Source organism: Vibrio sp. E14 (assembly GCF_020515785.1).
Taxonomy (GTDB): Bacteria; Pseudomonadota; Gammaproteobacteria; order Enterobacterales; family Vibrionaceae; genus Vibrio; species Vibrio diabolicus.
In genome coordinates, this window is the sequence record NZ_JAHPJI010000009.1 from 26536 (window position 1) to 40759 (window position 14224).

Consider the following 14224-nt stretch of genomic DNA (forward strand, 5'->3'; position numbering starts at 1 on the left):
AAATGTTCAAAAGCGCACCAAAGCGAAAAAATTGGTGGGGATTATAGCGTGAAATTACCTATTTCAGCAAAACTCTCGTAAAGTATTCACACGAGTAGCAAGCAGTAAAGAATAATGGATAACTTACCTCTTCGACTTGGATTGACGATGTGGTCGCACAATCAATGGCAACAAAGCTTTTACGGCAGCGGGACAAAGCCCGCTGAACGTTTAGAAAAGTATGCACAGGTGTTCCATACCGTGGAAGGCAACACGACATTTTATGCCACGCCGACGCTCAACACGGTGCAAAACTGGAGAGCAGCAACCCACGATGATTTTCGCTTTACTTTCAAACTTCCTAAAGCCATCACTCATGAGCAAATGTTAAGAGGTTGCAGCGAACAGCTGAGAGACTTCATGAAAGTCATGGAGCCGTTGCATGACCGTGTGGGGCAATGGACAATTCAATTGCCAGCGGCATTTGGTCCTGAGCACCTTGATCGACTGAAAAAGTTCTGTGCGAGCTTTCCACCTAACTTCCCTCTTGGTGTTGAGGTTCGTCATATGGCATTTTTCTCCAAAGGTGAAGAAGAGCGAGCGCTTAACCAATGGTTAGTAGAAAATAACATTGACCGCATTATTATGGATAGCCGCCCTGTCTTTGCCGCTAAGCCAGACAATGAAGCGATCATTGATGCGCAAATGAAAAAACCAAGAGTACCAGTCCACGCCATTGCTACCGCTTCACACCCTTTGATTCGCTTTATTGGTCATCCAGAAGAACAGCAAAATTACGAGTTTTTTACACCATGGCTCAGCAAGTTGCCGCAATGGATTGCAGAAGGTAAACAGCCGTATGTCATGATCCATACTGCGGACAATATAATTGCGCCGGAGTTGGCAGCCAATCTGTATAAAGACATACAAAAGAGTATAACACTTCCTGACTTAGCCTCTTTCCCGGCTAACGATGGCAACTCGCAGTTGCAGATGTTCTAACGCAACACATGACAGAGGCGTGAAATTCCCATAAAATACGCGCCTTTTTTGGTGCCTGACGTTTTCAGGCGGCTTGTATGCAGAGACTTGGTTATGAACCCTAAGAGCAATCCAGATACTATTTTTTCGGCTCCAATCGATAAAATTGGGGATTTCACGTTCGATGAACGCGTAGCGGAAGTATTTCCTGACATGATTCAACGATCGGTGCCGGGTTACAGCAACATTATTTCTGCAATTGGTATGCTGGCAGAACGTTTTGTAAAATCTCACTCAAACATCTACGACCTAGGTTGCTCTTTGGGTGCTGCTACGCTGTCTATGCGTCGCCATATCAAACAAGAAGGCTGTAAGATCATTGCGGTCGACAATTCACCCGCAATGGTTGAGCGTTGCAAATTACATGTAAACGCGTACCGAAGTGATACTCCTGTAGATGTGGTTGAAGCGGATATTCGTAATATCGATATTGAAAACGCATCAGTTGTCGTACTGAACTTTACTCTGCAATTTCTTTCTCCAGACGATCGTTACGCCCTGCTTGAACGAATCTATGCAGGTCTGCGTCCAGGCGGAATTTTGATTTTGTCGGAGAAATTCGTCTTTGAAGATGAAGTGTCGAACGAGCTGTTAATTGACCTTCACCACGACTTTAAACGTGCAAATGGTTATAGCGAACTAGAAATCAGCCAAAAGCGCAGCGCGATAGAAAACGTAATGCGCCCAGATTCAAAGAAAGAGCATAAAGAGCGTTTCGCTAAAATTGGCTTTTCTAGCTACGATGTTTGGTTCCAATGCTTTAACTTTGGCTCTATGTTCGCAATTAAATAAACCGTGCATACAAAGGCCCTGAATCACGCCACTTTAGGCTGTTATTTAATAATTTTAATACCATCAACTCAGCGATTAACTAACTATGTTTAACTTTGCAAACTTCTACCAATTGATTGCCCAAGACACACGTCTTCAACCTTGGCTCAATGTGCTACCACAACAGCTAACGGATTGGCAAAATGCAGAGCACGGTGACTTTGGTCGCTGGTTGAAAGCACTGAACAAAATTCCAGAAGGCTCACCGGATCAAATTGACATCAAGAATTCAGTGACCATCAGCAACGACACTCCTTTCCATGAAGGTGAGCTGAAGAAATTAGAGAACTTACTTCGTACATTCCACCCATGGCGCAAAGGGCCATACCACGTACACGGCATTCATATTGATACTGAGTGGCGCAGTGACTGGAAATGGGACCGTGTACTTCCGCATATTTCTCCATTAAAGAACCGCAGCGTACTCGATGTTGGTTGTGGTAACGGCTACCACATGTGGCGTATGCTGGGTGAAGGTGCACGCTTAACCGTCGGTATCGATCCATCTCATCTGTTCCTAATTCAGTTCGAAGCAATTCGTAAACTAATGGGCGATGACCAACGTGCGCACCTACTGCCGTTGGGTATTGAACAACTACCTAAGTTAGAAGCGTTCGACACGGTATTCAGCATGGGCGTGCTTTACCACCGTCGCTCTCCATTGGATCACTTGGTGCAGCTAAAAGATCAATTAGTGTCTGGTGGTGAACTCGTACTAGAAACACTAGTGATTGAAGGTGATGAGAATTCAGTGTTGGTTCCAACTTCTCGTTACGCACAAATGCGCAATGTCTATTTCTTCCCTTCAGCAAAAGCGCTGAAAGTATGGTTAGAGTTGGTAGGATTTGAAGATGTGCGCATCGTTGATGAAAACGTCACTTCGGTTGATGAACAACGTACCACAGATTGGATGACGCATAACTCTCTACCAGACTATCTAAATCCGAACGACCCAAGCAAGACTGTAGAAGGTTACCCTGCCCCTCGCCGCGCGGTTCTTGTCGCTCGCAAACCATAATTCGCTGAGATTCCTGACATTGTCTTAACTCATTTTATGAGTTAAGACATTACCCTCTTTCCTCGTACCGAGCGTGTTTGTTTTTCGAGTCCATTTGTTACATCAAAACATAAGCACGCTCTAAATAAGGATGCGCTTTTATGTCCTTGATTTTTAGCTTTTCATCACTATTCCTCAAACAATAAGTAATAGAGAAACATTCTTACTTGTGAGGTTTTATCGATATGAGCTAAACTCCTAAAAAATAAACAACTTAATCCAATCCCAAGGTTTTCAATGTTATTACGATTGACCCCGATTGTTGCCATCGCCTTACTGTCTGGATGCTCACTAACCAAAGGCGAACAGTACCACCAAGAAACGTTAGCGGCTATTCAAACTTCAGAAGCGAATGTCAATAATCGCATTACTAACTTAGAGCTTCAGCTCAGCAACCAATCGGACTATATCGACAGCCTTGAAGAACAAGTCGATAAACTACAGGTTGAACTTCTGACATTTCGCGATGAAGCAATGGCAGAAGTGAAAAAGCCAAAAGAGCCGATTATTGTCCAATCTCCTGCTCCTGTGGAACCAACACCAACTCATGATATTGTCCTTGGCTCAATTGAAAAGGTCACTATTGACTCCATTAAGCAGACTTTTGATGCACGTGTCGACACCGGTGCCGCAACCTCATCTTTAAATGCAGTTGATATTGAAGAGTTCGAAAGAAACGGCAAAAACTGGGTTCGATTCCACCTGGCAGATACCAGTAAATCCGAAGAAGAAAAAAATACTTGGATCGAAGCGCCTGTCATTCGTTACGTAAAAATTCGCCAAGTTACCAGTGAAGAACTGGAACGTCGCGCTGTAGTCGAACTTTGGGTGCGCGTTGGAAAAATTCATGAAAAAGCGCAATTTACGTTGGCAGATCGCTCGCATATGAACCATCCTATTTTACTGGGTAGAGAATTTATGCGCGACATCGCACTTGTCGATGTAAGTCGTACCTATATCCAAACGGACGAAGATAAAAAATAATAAGGTAGATTATGACGTCAAAAATACCGTTTTACCTTTCAATCATCTTATTGGTGATTGCGGGCATTGCTTTGAGTGTTTTCAGACATGAAAACTACGGCGTGCCTTGGACACCAGGCGAAACTCGTCAGGTATGGGATGTAGAGGCACGTATTGAGTTCAATGCTAACGGCAATGAAGTCAAAGCTTCACTCGCAGCACCTCATACACAAAGTGGTTATACGCTTATCGGTGAATCCGCTTCCTCTTCTGGTTATGGCGTTTCCTACATTAATTCTGATTCTGGACGTCGTGCCGAGTGGTCAATTCGTCAGGCCAAAGGTCCTCAAACCATTTACTACAAAGCGCAGTTCTTAGTGGACCCTCAGGCTAAAGTTACGCCTCTACCACCAACTGAAGACATTACGCCACCAACGCTATCAGCGCCACAAGCCGCGGCGGCAAATGCCCTTGTAGAGCGTGCGATGAGTCGTTCTGCCGACAATGTGACCTTTACTCGTGAACTCATCAAAGCGCTTAATGACCCAGACAGTCAAAACTCATCGCTACTACTGAATGACTTCAGCCGTACTGATGCACTACATAATATTTTGCTTACCGCAGGTATACAGAGCAAAACCGTCGGTGTTATCGAACTAGAAGATGGCCGTCGACGCCAAACCATTCAGCCAATGGTTCAGGTTTGGTCAGGTAAAGATTGGGTGCTGTTCTCACCAAATTCCGAACAGAAAGCCGTGAAACCAAACTTATTAGTTTGGGATGAGTCGAATGTATCCCTGCTTGATCTTGTTGGTGGTAAAAATAGCCAAGTTCATTTCTCAATGATCAAACAAGAAATGACTCCACAGCAAGCAACGAACAATAAGATAGAAGCTGATGGGCTGCTGAATATTTCAATTCATAGCTTGCCTCTTGAAGAACAAGCAATGTTTAAGACCATCATGCTGATCCCTATCGGTGCCCTTATCGTGGTGTTCTTGCGTGTGATTATCGGTCTAAAAACATCCGGTACTTTCATGCCAGTACTGATTGCTGTTGCGTTTGTTCAAACCCAGCTATTAACGGGTATTGTCGGTTTCTTACTAATCGTTGGCACAGGCTTGATTATTCGAAGTTACTTATCGAGGTTGAACTTACTACTTGTAGCACGGATATCAGCGGTCATTATTACCGTTATTATGATCATTTCGGTGTTCACAGTAGTCGCATTTAAGATGGGCTTAACGGAAGGCTTAACAATTACGTTCTTCCCTATGATCATCTTGTCTTGGACAATTGAACGTATGTCTATCCTATGGGAAGAAGAAGGCGCGAAAGAAGTCGCTCTGCAAGGTGGGGGCTCACTGCTCACCGCAGTATTGGTTTACTTAGCAATGACGAACTCATACATTCAGCACCTAACCTTTAATTTCATTGGTCTACAGTTGATTGTTCTGGCCGGTATTCTATTGCTAGGTACTTACACAGGTTACCGTCTAACTGAGTTACGTCGTTTCAAACCACTAGCGGAGGACTAAACGATGTTCGAAAGTTTTACTTCGCCAGCTAAGCTTCGCCATAAAGGCATTATGGGGATGAACAAACGTAACCACAGTTATATCGGCCGTTACAATGATCGTTCTAAATACCCATTAGTTGATGACAAGCTCAAGACTAAAATTATTGCGCAGGCAGCAGGGGCGACAGTCCCTGCCCTGATCGGCGTTATTCATAACCAAGCAGAAGTAAAGACCATCCACAAAATGGTTGAGAACTGGCCTGGTTTTGTTATCAAGCCCGCTCAAGGTAGTGGTGGTAAGGGTATTTTGGTTATTACCTCGCATAAAGATGGGGTCTATACCAAACCTTCCGGCTCTACAATTGGTAAGGACGAAGTTGAACGTCATATCAGTAATGCGCTTGCTGGCCTTTTCTCTCTTGGCGGTAAAAACGACGTCGCAGTCGTTGAGAACCTGATTAAGTTTGATGATTGTTTCGATGGCTTCAGTTATGAAGGCGTGCCTGATGTTCGAATCATCGTATTTAAAGGCTACCCTGTTATGGCAATGATGCGCTGTTCTACGGCGGCGTCGGACGGTAAAGCAAACCTCCACCAAGGCGCTGTGGGCGTGGGCATTGATATCGCCACAGGTAAAGCAATCCGAGCGGTGCAATTCGACCATCCAGTTACCCACCATCCGGATACCGGCAAAGACCTTTCTACCCTCCAAGTCCCGCATTGGGAGCGCTTGCTGGAACTGGCGTCTAGTGCGTGGGAGATGACAGGGTTGGGGTACATGGGCACTGATATGGTGTTAGATAAAGAAGAAGGACCTATGGTTTTAGAGCTCAATGCTCGTCCTGGCTTAGCAATCCAAATCGCCAATGGTGCAGGCTTGCTTCCTCGTTTGAAACACATAGAGAGCCTCGGCACACCTGCCGAGTATCCAAAGCCGATTGAACGTGTCGCCTACGCAGCAGAGCAGTTTGGGGTAAAACCACAGTTCTAATCGCCAATAACAATATCATTCGCCAGTAATTGTTCGGATTGTTGGCGTTTTTTTTTCCGTTTCCAAAGCCGTCTACCTACTCGTCTTATTAAACAAACCTATCTCACCTATAACTTGAATCAATGATCGAGCTAACAGAATCAACATAGATCGTTTCTTTTCTCCTTTAACTTTTGAGTATGATGAGGTCTCCCCTTACTCAACTTGAGAGGTTGAGAAATGCTAACAAAAGAAACAGATAACGATGAACCAGAGCTTGAAGAACAAGAGAGCTTAGACCAGCATTTACAACGCTTGTCTGAGCTTTCTGTCCAAGCACTTGAAGAGCTTGCTGAAATGATCGATATCAGAGACGATATTTCAGAGGAATAGAACTTAGCCTCCCCGCTAAGTTCTATTAATAAGCCGAGACTGTCGTCCTACAGTCTCGGCTTATTTTATACGCTTTGAAGCCTCCAGCTAACAAATACAAAAACGCCCGCAATAAATGCGGGCGTTTTACTAGATTCGGAGTTTACGATTCAAACTCTTCGATCATCTCTTGCGCTTCGGTCTTAGGCTTATCCGTTTGACCAAAACCTCGTAGACCAACTACGTGTACGTGCTCATGGTCTTTAAACACCTTACGCACCAACTTGTAGGTAGTACCTTTCTCTGGGCTGATGTTTTCTGGTGCCGCGATAAGAAGCTGCATATCTAGACGGTCACACAATTCGAACAATGTCGCGATCGATTTCGCATCCAGACGCGCTGCTTCATCCAAGAAGAGCAAACGACAAGGCACAATGTCTTTGCTGCGTAGACGACGAGACTCTTCTTCCCAGCTTTGCACGACCATCAATAGAATTGACTGACCGGTACCGATCGCTTCACCTGTTGATAGCGCGCCAGACTCGGCCTGTAGCCAACCGTCTGTACCACGGTTAACTTCTACACTTAGCTCTAGGTAGTTACGGTAATCCAGTAGCTCTTCACCCAGAACTTGCGGTGAACGTTGGCCCATATCGATGTGTGGGTTCACGCGTTGGAACAGTTTCGCCATTGCTTCAGAGAAGGTAAAGCGAGTCGATTCAAACAGGTCTTTATGCTGCTCTTGTTGTGTCGCTAAGCCGTTCAGTAGCACTTCGTGACTTTCACGGATCTTCACGTTTAGACGCACGCCCTTCACCTGACCAAACGAGATGTTCGACAAGCCTTGGTTCAACATACGAATACGGTTTTGCTCACGCTGAATCGTCTTCTTGATGATGCTCGCTACCGACTCAGAGCTGATCGCTAGACGGTTTTCACGCTGCGTTAGCTCTTCCGTTAGACGCGCCAGCTCGACTTCCATCTCTTCGATTGCTTCAACTGGGTCATCAGTACGGATGATATCCTGACGAATACGCTCACGAAGGTGTTGGTATACAGCAATATAGAACAGAACTTTACGCTCTGGGCGAGCGTTGTCTTCAGACAAACGGAGTGCATCACGCAAGTCATCATTGTTTGCAACAGCAAGACGCAGCGCACCCAATGATTTATCCGACATGGAACGCAATTCATCTGCCGACATATACGCCAGTTCACGTTTGTGTAGACGACGCTCAACATCGTTTTCACGCGCTAAGCGAAGTACTGAACACCAGCCAGCTTTCGCAGCAACCACGAACGTACGCAGCTCAACGTATTCTTTCTGAACTTTCTTCAGACGTTTTGCCAAGCCTTTCATCTCTAGTTCAGTAGAGGTGATCGTGCGCTCGTATTCGCTCTTACGGCTACGAGACGTGTGTAGACGCTCATGCAACTCATCACGACGACGCATTGCACGCTCTTCCGCGCCTTCATCGGCATTTACACCATACTCTTGCAGCTCTTGTTTGAACTCTTGTACGGTTTCTTGCTTAGCTTGATGCGAACTCTTCAAAGACGCCAATACTTGGTTGTATTGGTTCATTTGTCCTTGTGCTTGCTTCAACTCTTCACGAGAACGAGTACGAATCTGTTCAGCTTGAACCAACTTCGCTTTTAGCTGCTCACTCAGTTCACTACTTTTGTTCAGAAGATCAACCGAGTCTGAGTAAGCGAAGTAGTGACGACGTTCAACCAGATCCGAGAGTGCAAAGATTTGCTTCTTAAGATCTTGTAACTGTTCATCTGCTGCTTTGTATTCTGCTTCTAGTGCATCGAATTGCTCTGGGTCAGCATCAAGCGCAGACGCAATATTCTCTAGTTGCGCGACGGCTTTTGCATGGTTGTTTAAGAAGTTTTTTGCCTCTGCAAGCTGAGCGATTTTCTCTTCTAGCTCATCAAAACGTGCTTGCAATGACTCATCTTCAACAAGCACCATGTGTGACGCTAGCTTGTCCAGAGAAGACAACGCTTGCTTGCTGGTTTGAAGCTGAGAGCGTTGCTGCTGCTCTTTTGCATCCAGATCCGCCAGCACGCGAGCGATTTGGTTACGCTTATCACGAATGGTTGCGAGTGCTTGTTCTGGATCGGCGTCAAAAGCCACTTGAATGTGGTTAGACACAAATTGGTTAAATGCTTGGTACAAACGCTGCATTTTCTGAGAGTCAAACGCTGCTTTTGCGTGCTTCTCTACCACCTCTTCTCGTTCGTTACGCAGCAACTCTAAACGCTGCTCACGTGCCGCACGACCAAACAATGGGATCTCAGGCAAGCGAGAGTAACGCATTTGGCGATCGTTCATACGAACGCAAACCGCGCCCTCTAACTCTTCTGCATCGAACGAGCTGTCATCAAAGGCATCGATGTCACCTTCAATGATGTACAAGTCTTCTGGACAGTCGTCTAGCTCTACCAGTTTTTCTTCGATACCTGACAAGTCAGAAACGACGATAGCGTGACGAGCCGGACCGTACATCGCACTGAAGTACGGCGCGTCATCAATCGTGATGTCATCGTAGATCTCAGACAGCAATACACCGCCCAGTGTATCTGCCAAACCTTTCAGGCGAGGGTCATTTGAACCACCAGGAGAAGCAAGACGCTCAATCTCAGAGTCTAGCTGGCTACGGCGCTCAGCAAGCTTATCTTTAGCTAAAGACAGCTCCCTTTCTTGTTCAAGGACAACTTGCATGTGGTTCATTACCGCATGGCGATCCTCAAGCTCTTCCCCGCTCTGCTCTCTCAGTTTCTCTAGCGCATCGTTCGCCGCAATCCAAGCTGGTGCTATTGCTTCAAGCTTACTGATTTCTGCCGCCGCGTTTTGCTCTAGACGGCGCTGTTCACCACGCTGATCACGAACTTCTTCTTGAGCTATCTCTAGTGATTCGATTTGCATCGCATGACGTTCACGTTCTTGTTCAAACGTAACCTCATCGGTTAGTTCAACGTGATATTGTTTTTTGTATTCAGCAACCAATTCACGTGCTTGACGCTGCTGGTTAAGGCTGCGTTCGAGATCACGGTGTTGTGCTCGCCATTGCTGTTCGTTTTGTGCGATTTGTTGTGACTCACGCGCTTTCGCAATTGCGGTTTTCGCATGTTCAGAGGCTTCTTTGCGCTCAACTTGACCAACGATGCTTTGTACCAGTTTAAGCGCGGTTTCAAACTGCTCTGCCGCTGCAGAAGACATGTCCAGTTTGTGCTTAACCGATAGCAACGCATTGGTGCTTTCTGATTCTTTGCTCTTAAGCTCAGAGACAAGCGCTTGAGCCGATTCCGCCGTTAGGCTGTCATCGCCAAGTAGCTGCTTCGCTTTCTCCAGCGCTTGAACTGCTTGTTGATATTGAAGGGCGCGAGTTTGCTGAACGTCAAGAGCTTGCTGGTAATCAGCAAGTTGCGTCTTAAGGCTATCCACCTCTTCTTCTGCAACGGTAGCTTGCTCTTCAGCCATCATCACGCGTTCTTGCGCTTCTTCCACTACCATCATTTGTTCTTCAAGACGCTCGCTCAGCTCTTCAAGATCTTCTTGGTAGCGTTCGATCTTCTCTTGCTGACGCAGCGCGTTTTGCACCAGTTGCAAGTGATCCGAAGCCGCTTGGTAGTCTTGCTCTAAAGAAGATTCTGATTCGATCAGCAGTTCCAGCTCTTCTTGAACGCGGTTAAGCAGATTGTTTTGCTCAATCAAGGTCTCGCGAGAACCAAATAACTCTGAACGCAAAGACAATGTCTGTTCTAGTTTTTTACGACGCTCGTTGGCATGGCGCATATAGTCTGCTGCCACGTAGTTGGTCGACTCTGTAATCAAGTGCTTGAACAAGTCACGGTCTGCTTGCGTAGTTTTGATCGCTTCTAGCGTCATGCGGTTTTCACGCAGCGCCGATTCCATATCTTGGAACGCTTTCTTCACACCACCGTTTTGTGGCAGAAGGTAGTCACGTAGCGAGCGCGTAATCGCACTTGAAATACCACCGTAAAGCGATGCTTCGATCAAGCGGTAGAATTTAGAGCGGTCACCAGAGTTACGCAGTTTCTTCGGAATTACACCGAATTCAAACATCTGCGCATGGTAATCAACAATAGAAGAGAAGGCTTTGAATTGAACGCCTTCAAATTCCGCGATCGATTCTTTTACTTCGTTGATTTGACGTACACGAGCTTGCGTCGCAGATACGCTTTCAACCAAGATATCCGTTGGTTTCACATGGCTTGGAAGACCTTGGATAACAAACGGTTTGATGTCTACTTTCTTATCACGACCCGCAACTTGCTGCAGTTTTACTGCAAACAATAGGCGTTGGTTACGTGAGTTCACCACGTCTAGCGCCGCATAACATGCGCCCGGCTGTAGCTTACCGTACAAACCTTTGTCGCGAGACGATTGGCTGCTGCCCGCTTCGGTTGTGTTACGGAAGTGCAGTAGCGTTTGGTCAGGAATCAATGCGGTGATGAATGCCGCCATTGTGGTTGATTTACCTGCACCGTTACCACCTGATAGCGTGGTGACTAGACCATCAATGTCAAATGTACGGGCAAAGAAGCCGTTCCAGTTGACCATGGTCAGCGATTGGTATTTACCGCGTTCAATCATGCTCATGCTTCACCCTCTTCTGTTGTTTCTTCTTGGGCTTGGTCGTCTTGATCTTCTTCAGACAATAGGCTGCCTTGGCTTGGCTCTTTGGTGTGCACTACCGCCTCACCATCACGTATCAGACGCAATTGCGCTTCACGCATATCATCGCCAATACGTACATCGGCACCAAAGCGGAATACAGCTTCACTGATGCTGAATTTACCGGTCTCACCAATGTTGATGATCATGCCTAGGCGGCGTAGACGACGAAGTGACGTGCGTACTTTTTCAAACAGCTTTTCTTTATCAAGGTCAGAACCGGTAGCACGGTTGGTCACCAGCTTCATCAGCTTGTTTTCATCTGCTAGTGCAAGCAGTTCGTCGTACAGCTCTTGGTTAGTGAAGATACCTTCGTGCGCAAGACGCTCTGGGCTTAGGTAAAGGAAACACAGTACCTTACCCACCAGCATATCCAGCTCAGAAAGCACACTGCGGCCAATCAGAGACGTTGAACGAGGACGAAGGTAGAAGAAACCTTCTGGCGCTTTCACCAATTCGGTGTTGTAGCGTTGGTAGAAAGAAGAAAGCTCAAGTTCGAAATCTGACAGCAACGCGTGGTTGTCTAGATCTTCACTTGAGATATGACGCCCTGCTCGAAGCATGCTGTCTAACGCTGGGAACAGAGGGTTAGAAATTGCTTTTGCCAGTTTATCTGACATGTATTCATTAGTATCGGTCGATGACATTCGCTTGTACCTTTGCCCCAAATTCGTTGATTGCTTTCCAGTCCGGTTGAATCGCTTGGTAATCCGATTCTGAATACCCCAGACGTACGGCTTGATCAACGATAATGCGAGCTAAATCAAAATGATGAGTGTAAGGATGCTGTGCAAGGTAATCTCGCAATACCACACTCAAGTCGATTGGCGTGCCTTGATCTTTATGCGCTTTTAGCATGTCACCAATTCGTTCAGACAACTCATCATTGACTTGTTGAAATTCTTCATACTCTACTTCCATCGGAACTTGGCCGGTCACTTCGTCATCACGTAGCACCAACGCCTCATCACGAAGGTCAGAAAGCCTTTCCGCATCTGCATAAGTCAGATACCAAGGCATATCGAAATACTCTTTAATTGATTGGCGTAAACGCGAGCTAAACGCACGGTTCTTATCCATATCAATTGCAGTACGGATGAACTTGTGCACATGTCGGTCGTAACCAATCCAAAGGTCGATCGCTTGCTGGCCCCAGCTTGTGATTCGGTCCAGCTTCATTTGCAGACCAAACAACGCTTCTTCGATGAACTCAAGCTCAGGATCGCCGTAAACAATTTCTTGAATATCTAGGATCTGAGTTTGCAGTTCATCACTGGCGGCTTGCAGCGTATCTTGAAGTTCACGCAACGTGCTCGACGTTTCTGACAGTAGCGCTTCACAGTTGTTGATCGCTTCGCGCCAGTCTTTATTTAGCAGGTCGGCAATTTGTTGTTTTACAGATTGTTGCTGCTCATCCATCACACGCTGGTTAAGATCGATTTGATCGAAGATCTCGCCTACAGAATATTTTAAAACTCCGTATACGTTTTTCTTCCAGTGGCCCGGTGTGCCACCTTTTTGTGCTGCCTCAATCGCTTTCGCCATTTCATCTGCCACCATAGACAGTTGAATAGAAAGGCGCAGTTTCGAGAACTCACGATGACGCACATAGTAATCGGTAATTCCTATCGCTAAAGGCGACAAGCGGTAAATGCTCGCTCCGTCGGTAATCTCACTGACAAAACGGCTAATAAGGCGCTGCTTGACCATCTCGTTGATGGCGTTGTTCGCACGAAAAGCGGAGGCTTCGCCAGTCTCATCAAATAATCGAGTGACGATGGCAAACGCATCATGCAATTCACCTTCACCCAATTCTTCATCGAACCTTTCATTACTCAGTACGGCAATGGCTATCAAGAATGCCAATCGCTCTGTGGTCAGGTTCAACGAGAAATCGTGCTGCTTAACCCAGCCAACCAACTCATCGATTGGTTGCTCTGCAGCATTGAGAGTCATCTCACTCATTGTTATTCCTGTTTATCGTTCTTTTTAGCCCACACATGAATGTAGCGGCCTAATGAGAGGTATGGCTCTTGTCGACAAAGTTGTTTTTCTAGCGCCAACACATCTTCAAACTCGTAATCGCCCATGTATTGCATATTACCTATGTAATCACTAAATGAGCGGATACCAGATTTGCCACAAATACTAAAGCCTGAATCTTCTATCCATTGGTAGACTTCTTCAGGTTTTAAGCCTTTTTGCGGCTGTAGTTTAAATCTTTTTCGGTGAGGCATGCCGTCTAATATATGAGGAATGTTGCCACAAACCACGTTTTTATAGACTAAACCATGGTGGTTATAGAACATCACTGATGCGATGCCTCCCGGTTTTACTTGTTCTAGTACCGTTTCAAGTGCGGCCTTAGGATCGACCAACCACTCCATGACGGCGTGAAACATAACAAGATCCACCTGTTCATCCATATGCTCACCAATGGATTGGACAGGCGAATGAATCAGGCGATACTGCTCAAGCAAACCGTTTTTTTCAATATCCTGCTTAGCCAACTGCAGCATTTCCGAAGATAGATCACATAAAGCGATTCGATGTCCGAGCTTAGCAAGCTTTTGCGACATTTGTGCCAAACCACCACCAGCATCCAACACCTCTAGGGGTTGCTGGTCAGCATCTAATTCACTTAGAATCTGTAGAAAATCTTCCCACACAATGATTTGGCGGATCTCCCCTTTGTCGGAGCCGTAAATATTTTTTGCAAATTTGTGGGCGATATCGTCGAAATTGCGGTCTTCTGTCACTTCTGCTGAGTTATCATAACGGATT

General features: G+C 46.0%; 11 protein-coding genes. 7 read left to right on the top strand and 4 right to left on the bottom strand.

Translation table 11 applies throughout. From position 1 onward, the window contains the following. Nucleotides 1–114 precede the first annotated feature (114 nt). The 7 genes from LIX84_RS19560 to LIX84_RS19590 all read left to right on the top strand — a co-directional run bounded on the left by LIX84_RS19560 (nt 115) and on the right by LIX84_RS19590 (nt 6753). A complete protein-coding gene (locus LIX84_RS19560; RefSeq protein ID WP_226422005.1) occupies nt 115–981 on the top strand; it encodes a DUF72 domain-containing protein in 867 nt (288 codons plus the stop codon). Between the two features lie 93 nt (nt 982–1074). Continuing rightward, nucleotides 1075–1812 (top strand): carboxy-S-adenosyl-L-methionine synthase CmoA, encoded by a 738-nt coding sequence (gene cmoA, locus LIX84_RS19565; RefSeq protein WP_226422006.1) that lies wholly within the window; start codon nt 1075–1077, stop codon nt 1810–1812. Between the two features lie 85 nt (nt 1813–1897). Next, nucleotides 1898–2869 carry a tRNA 5-methoxyuridine(34)/uridine 5-oxyacetic acid(34) synthase CmoB gene (gene cmoB, locus LIX84_RS19570; RefSeq protein ID WP_226422007.1) on the top strand — a complete coding sequence of 324 codons (972 nt, stop codon included), beginning with the start codon at nt 1898–1900 and terminating at the stop codon, nt 2867–2869. A gap of 276 nt (nt 2870–3145) precedes the next feature. Beyond that, a complete protein-coding gene (locus LIX84_RS19575; protein ID WP_012841986.1) occupies nt 3146–3892 on the top strand; it encodes an ATP-dependent zinc protease family protein in 747 nt (248 codons plus the stop codon). An 11-nt stretch (nt 3893–3903) separates the two neighbouring features. Further along, the gene (locus LIX84_RS19580) at nt 3904–5409 is read left to right on the top strand and encodes an inactive transglutaminase family protein (protein WP_005390741.1); all 1506 of its coding nucleotides are present in this window, start codon (nt 3904–3906) and stop codon (nt 5407–5409) included. 3 nt (nt 5410–5412) lie between these two features. Then, nucleotides 5413–6381: an alpha-L-glutamate ligase-like protein gene (locus LIX84_RS19585; protein WP_226422008.1), complete on the top strand. Its 969-nt coding sequence runs from the start codon at nt 5413–5415 to the stop codon at nt 6379–6381. 219 nt (nt 6382–6600) lie between these two features. Continuing rightward, nucleotides 6601–6753, top strand: a complete 153-nt coding sequence (locus LIX84_RS19590; RefSeq protein WP_005390736.1) for a hypothetical protein — start codon at nt 6601–6603, stop codon at nt 6751–6753. A 142-nt stretch (nt 6754–6895) separates the two neighbouring features. Here LIX84_RS19590 and mukB read toward each other — a convergent pair whose 3' ends face one another. Genes mukB through cmoM form a run of 4 tightly spaced genes read right to left on the bottom strand, consistent with a single transcriptional unit; the run spans nt 6896 to nt 14199 of the window. Further along, complete coding sequence (gene mukB, locus LIX84_RS19595) at nt 6896–11359, bottom strand: chromosome partition protein MukB (protein WP_226422039.1); 4464 nt, start codon at nt 11357–11359, stop codon at nt 6896–6898. A gap of 2 nt (nt 11360–11361) precedes the next feature. Continuing rightward, nucleotides 11362–12087 carry a chromosome partition protein MukE gene (mukE, locus tag LIX84_RS19600; RefSeq protein ID WP_006742118.1) on the bottom strand — a complete coding sequence of 242 codons (726 nt, stop codon included), beginning with the start codon at nt 12085–12087 and terminating at the stop codon, nt 11362–11364. Further along, nucleotides 12068–13405 carry a chromosome partition protein MukF gene (gene mukF / locus LIX84_RS19605; protein ID WP_046874739.1) on the bottom strand — a complete coding sequence of 446 codons (1338 nt, stop codon included), beginning with the start codon at nt 13403–13405 and terminating at the stop codon, nt 12068–12070. Before mukF ends, mukE begins: the two co-directional genes overlap by 20 nt. A 2-nt stretch (nt 13406–13407) precedes the next feature. Continuing rightward, nucleotides 13408–14199, bottom strand: a complete 792-nt coding sequence (gene cmoM, locus LIX84_RS19610) for a tRNA uridine 5-oxyacetic acid(34) methyltransferase CmoM (RefSeq protein ID WP_012841987.1) — start codon at nt 14197–14199, stop codon at nt 13408–13410. Nucleotides 14200–14224 lie beyond the last annotated feature (25 nt).

Excerpts from the sequence above, each read along its gene's own strand:
- LIX84_RS19560 (WP_226422005.1), top strand. The coding sequence starts at position 115 with ATGGATAACTTACCTCTTCGACTTGGATTGACGATGTGGTCGCACAAT.
- mukF (WP_046874739.1), bottom strand. The coding sequence starts at position 13,405 with ATGAGTGAGATGACTCTCAATGCTGCAGAGCAACCAATCGATGAGTTG.
- LIX84_RS19585 (WP_226422008.1), top strand. The coding sequence starts at position 5,413 with ATGTTCGAAAGTTTTACTTCGCCAGCTAAGCTTCGCCATAAAGGCATT.
- LIX84_RS19580 (WP_005390741.1), top strand. The coding sequence starts at position 3,904 with ATGACGTCAAAAATACCGTTTTACCTTTCAATCATCTTATTGGTGATT.
- mukB (WP_226422039.1), bottom strand. The coding sequence starts at position 11,359 with ATGATTGAACGCGGTAAATACCAATCGCTGACCATGGTCAACTGGAAC.
- mukE (WP_006742118.1), bottom strand. The coding sequence starts at position 12,087 with ATGTCATCGACCGATACTAATGAATACATGTCAGATAAACTGGCAAAA.
- LIX84_RS19575 (WP_012841986.1), top strand. The coding sequence starts at position 3,146 with ATGTTATTACGATTGACCCCGATTGTTGCCATCGCCTTACTGTCTGGA.
- cmoB (WP_226422007.1), top strand. The coding sequence starts at position 1,898 with ATGTTTAACTTTGCAAACTTCTACCAATTGATTGCCCAAGACACACGT.
- LIX84_RS19590 (WP_005390736.1), top strand. The coding sequence starts at position 6,601 with ATGCTAACAAAAGAAACAGATAACGATGAACCAGAGCTTGAAGAACAA.
- cmoA (WP_226422006.1), top strand. The coding sequence starts at position 1,075 with ATGAACCCTAAGAGCAATCCAGATACTATTTTTTCGGCTCCAATCGAT.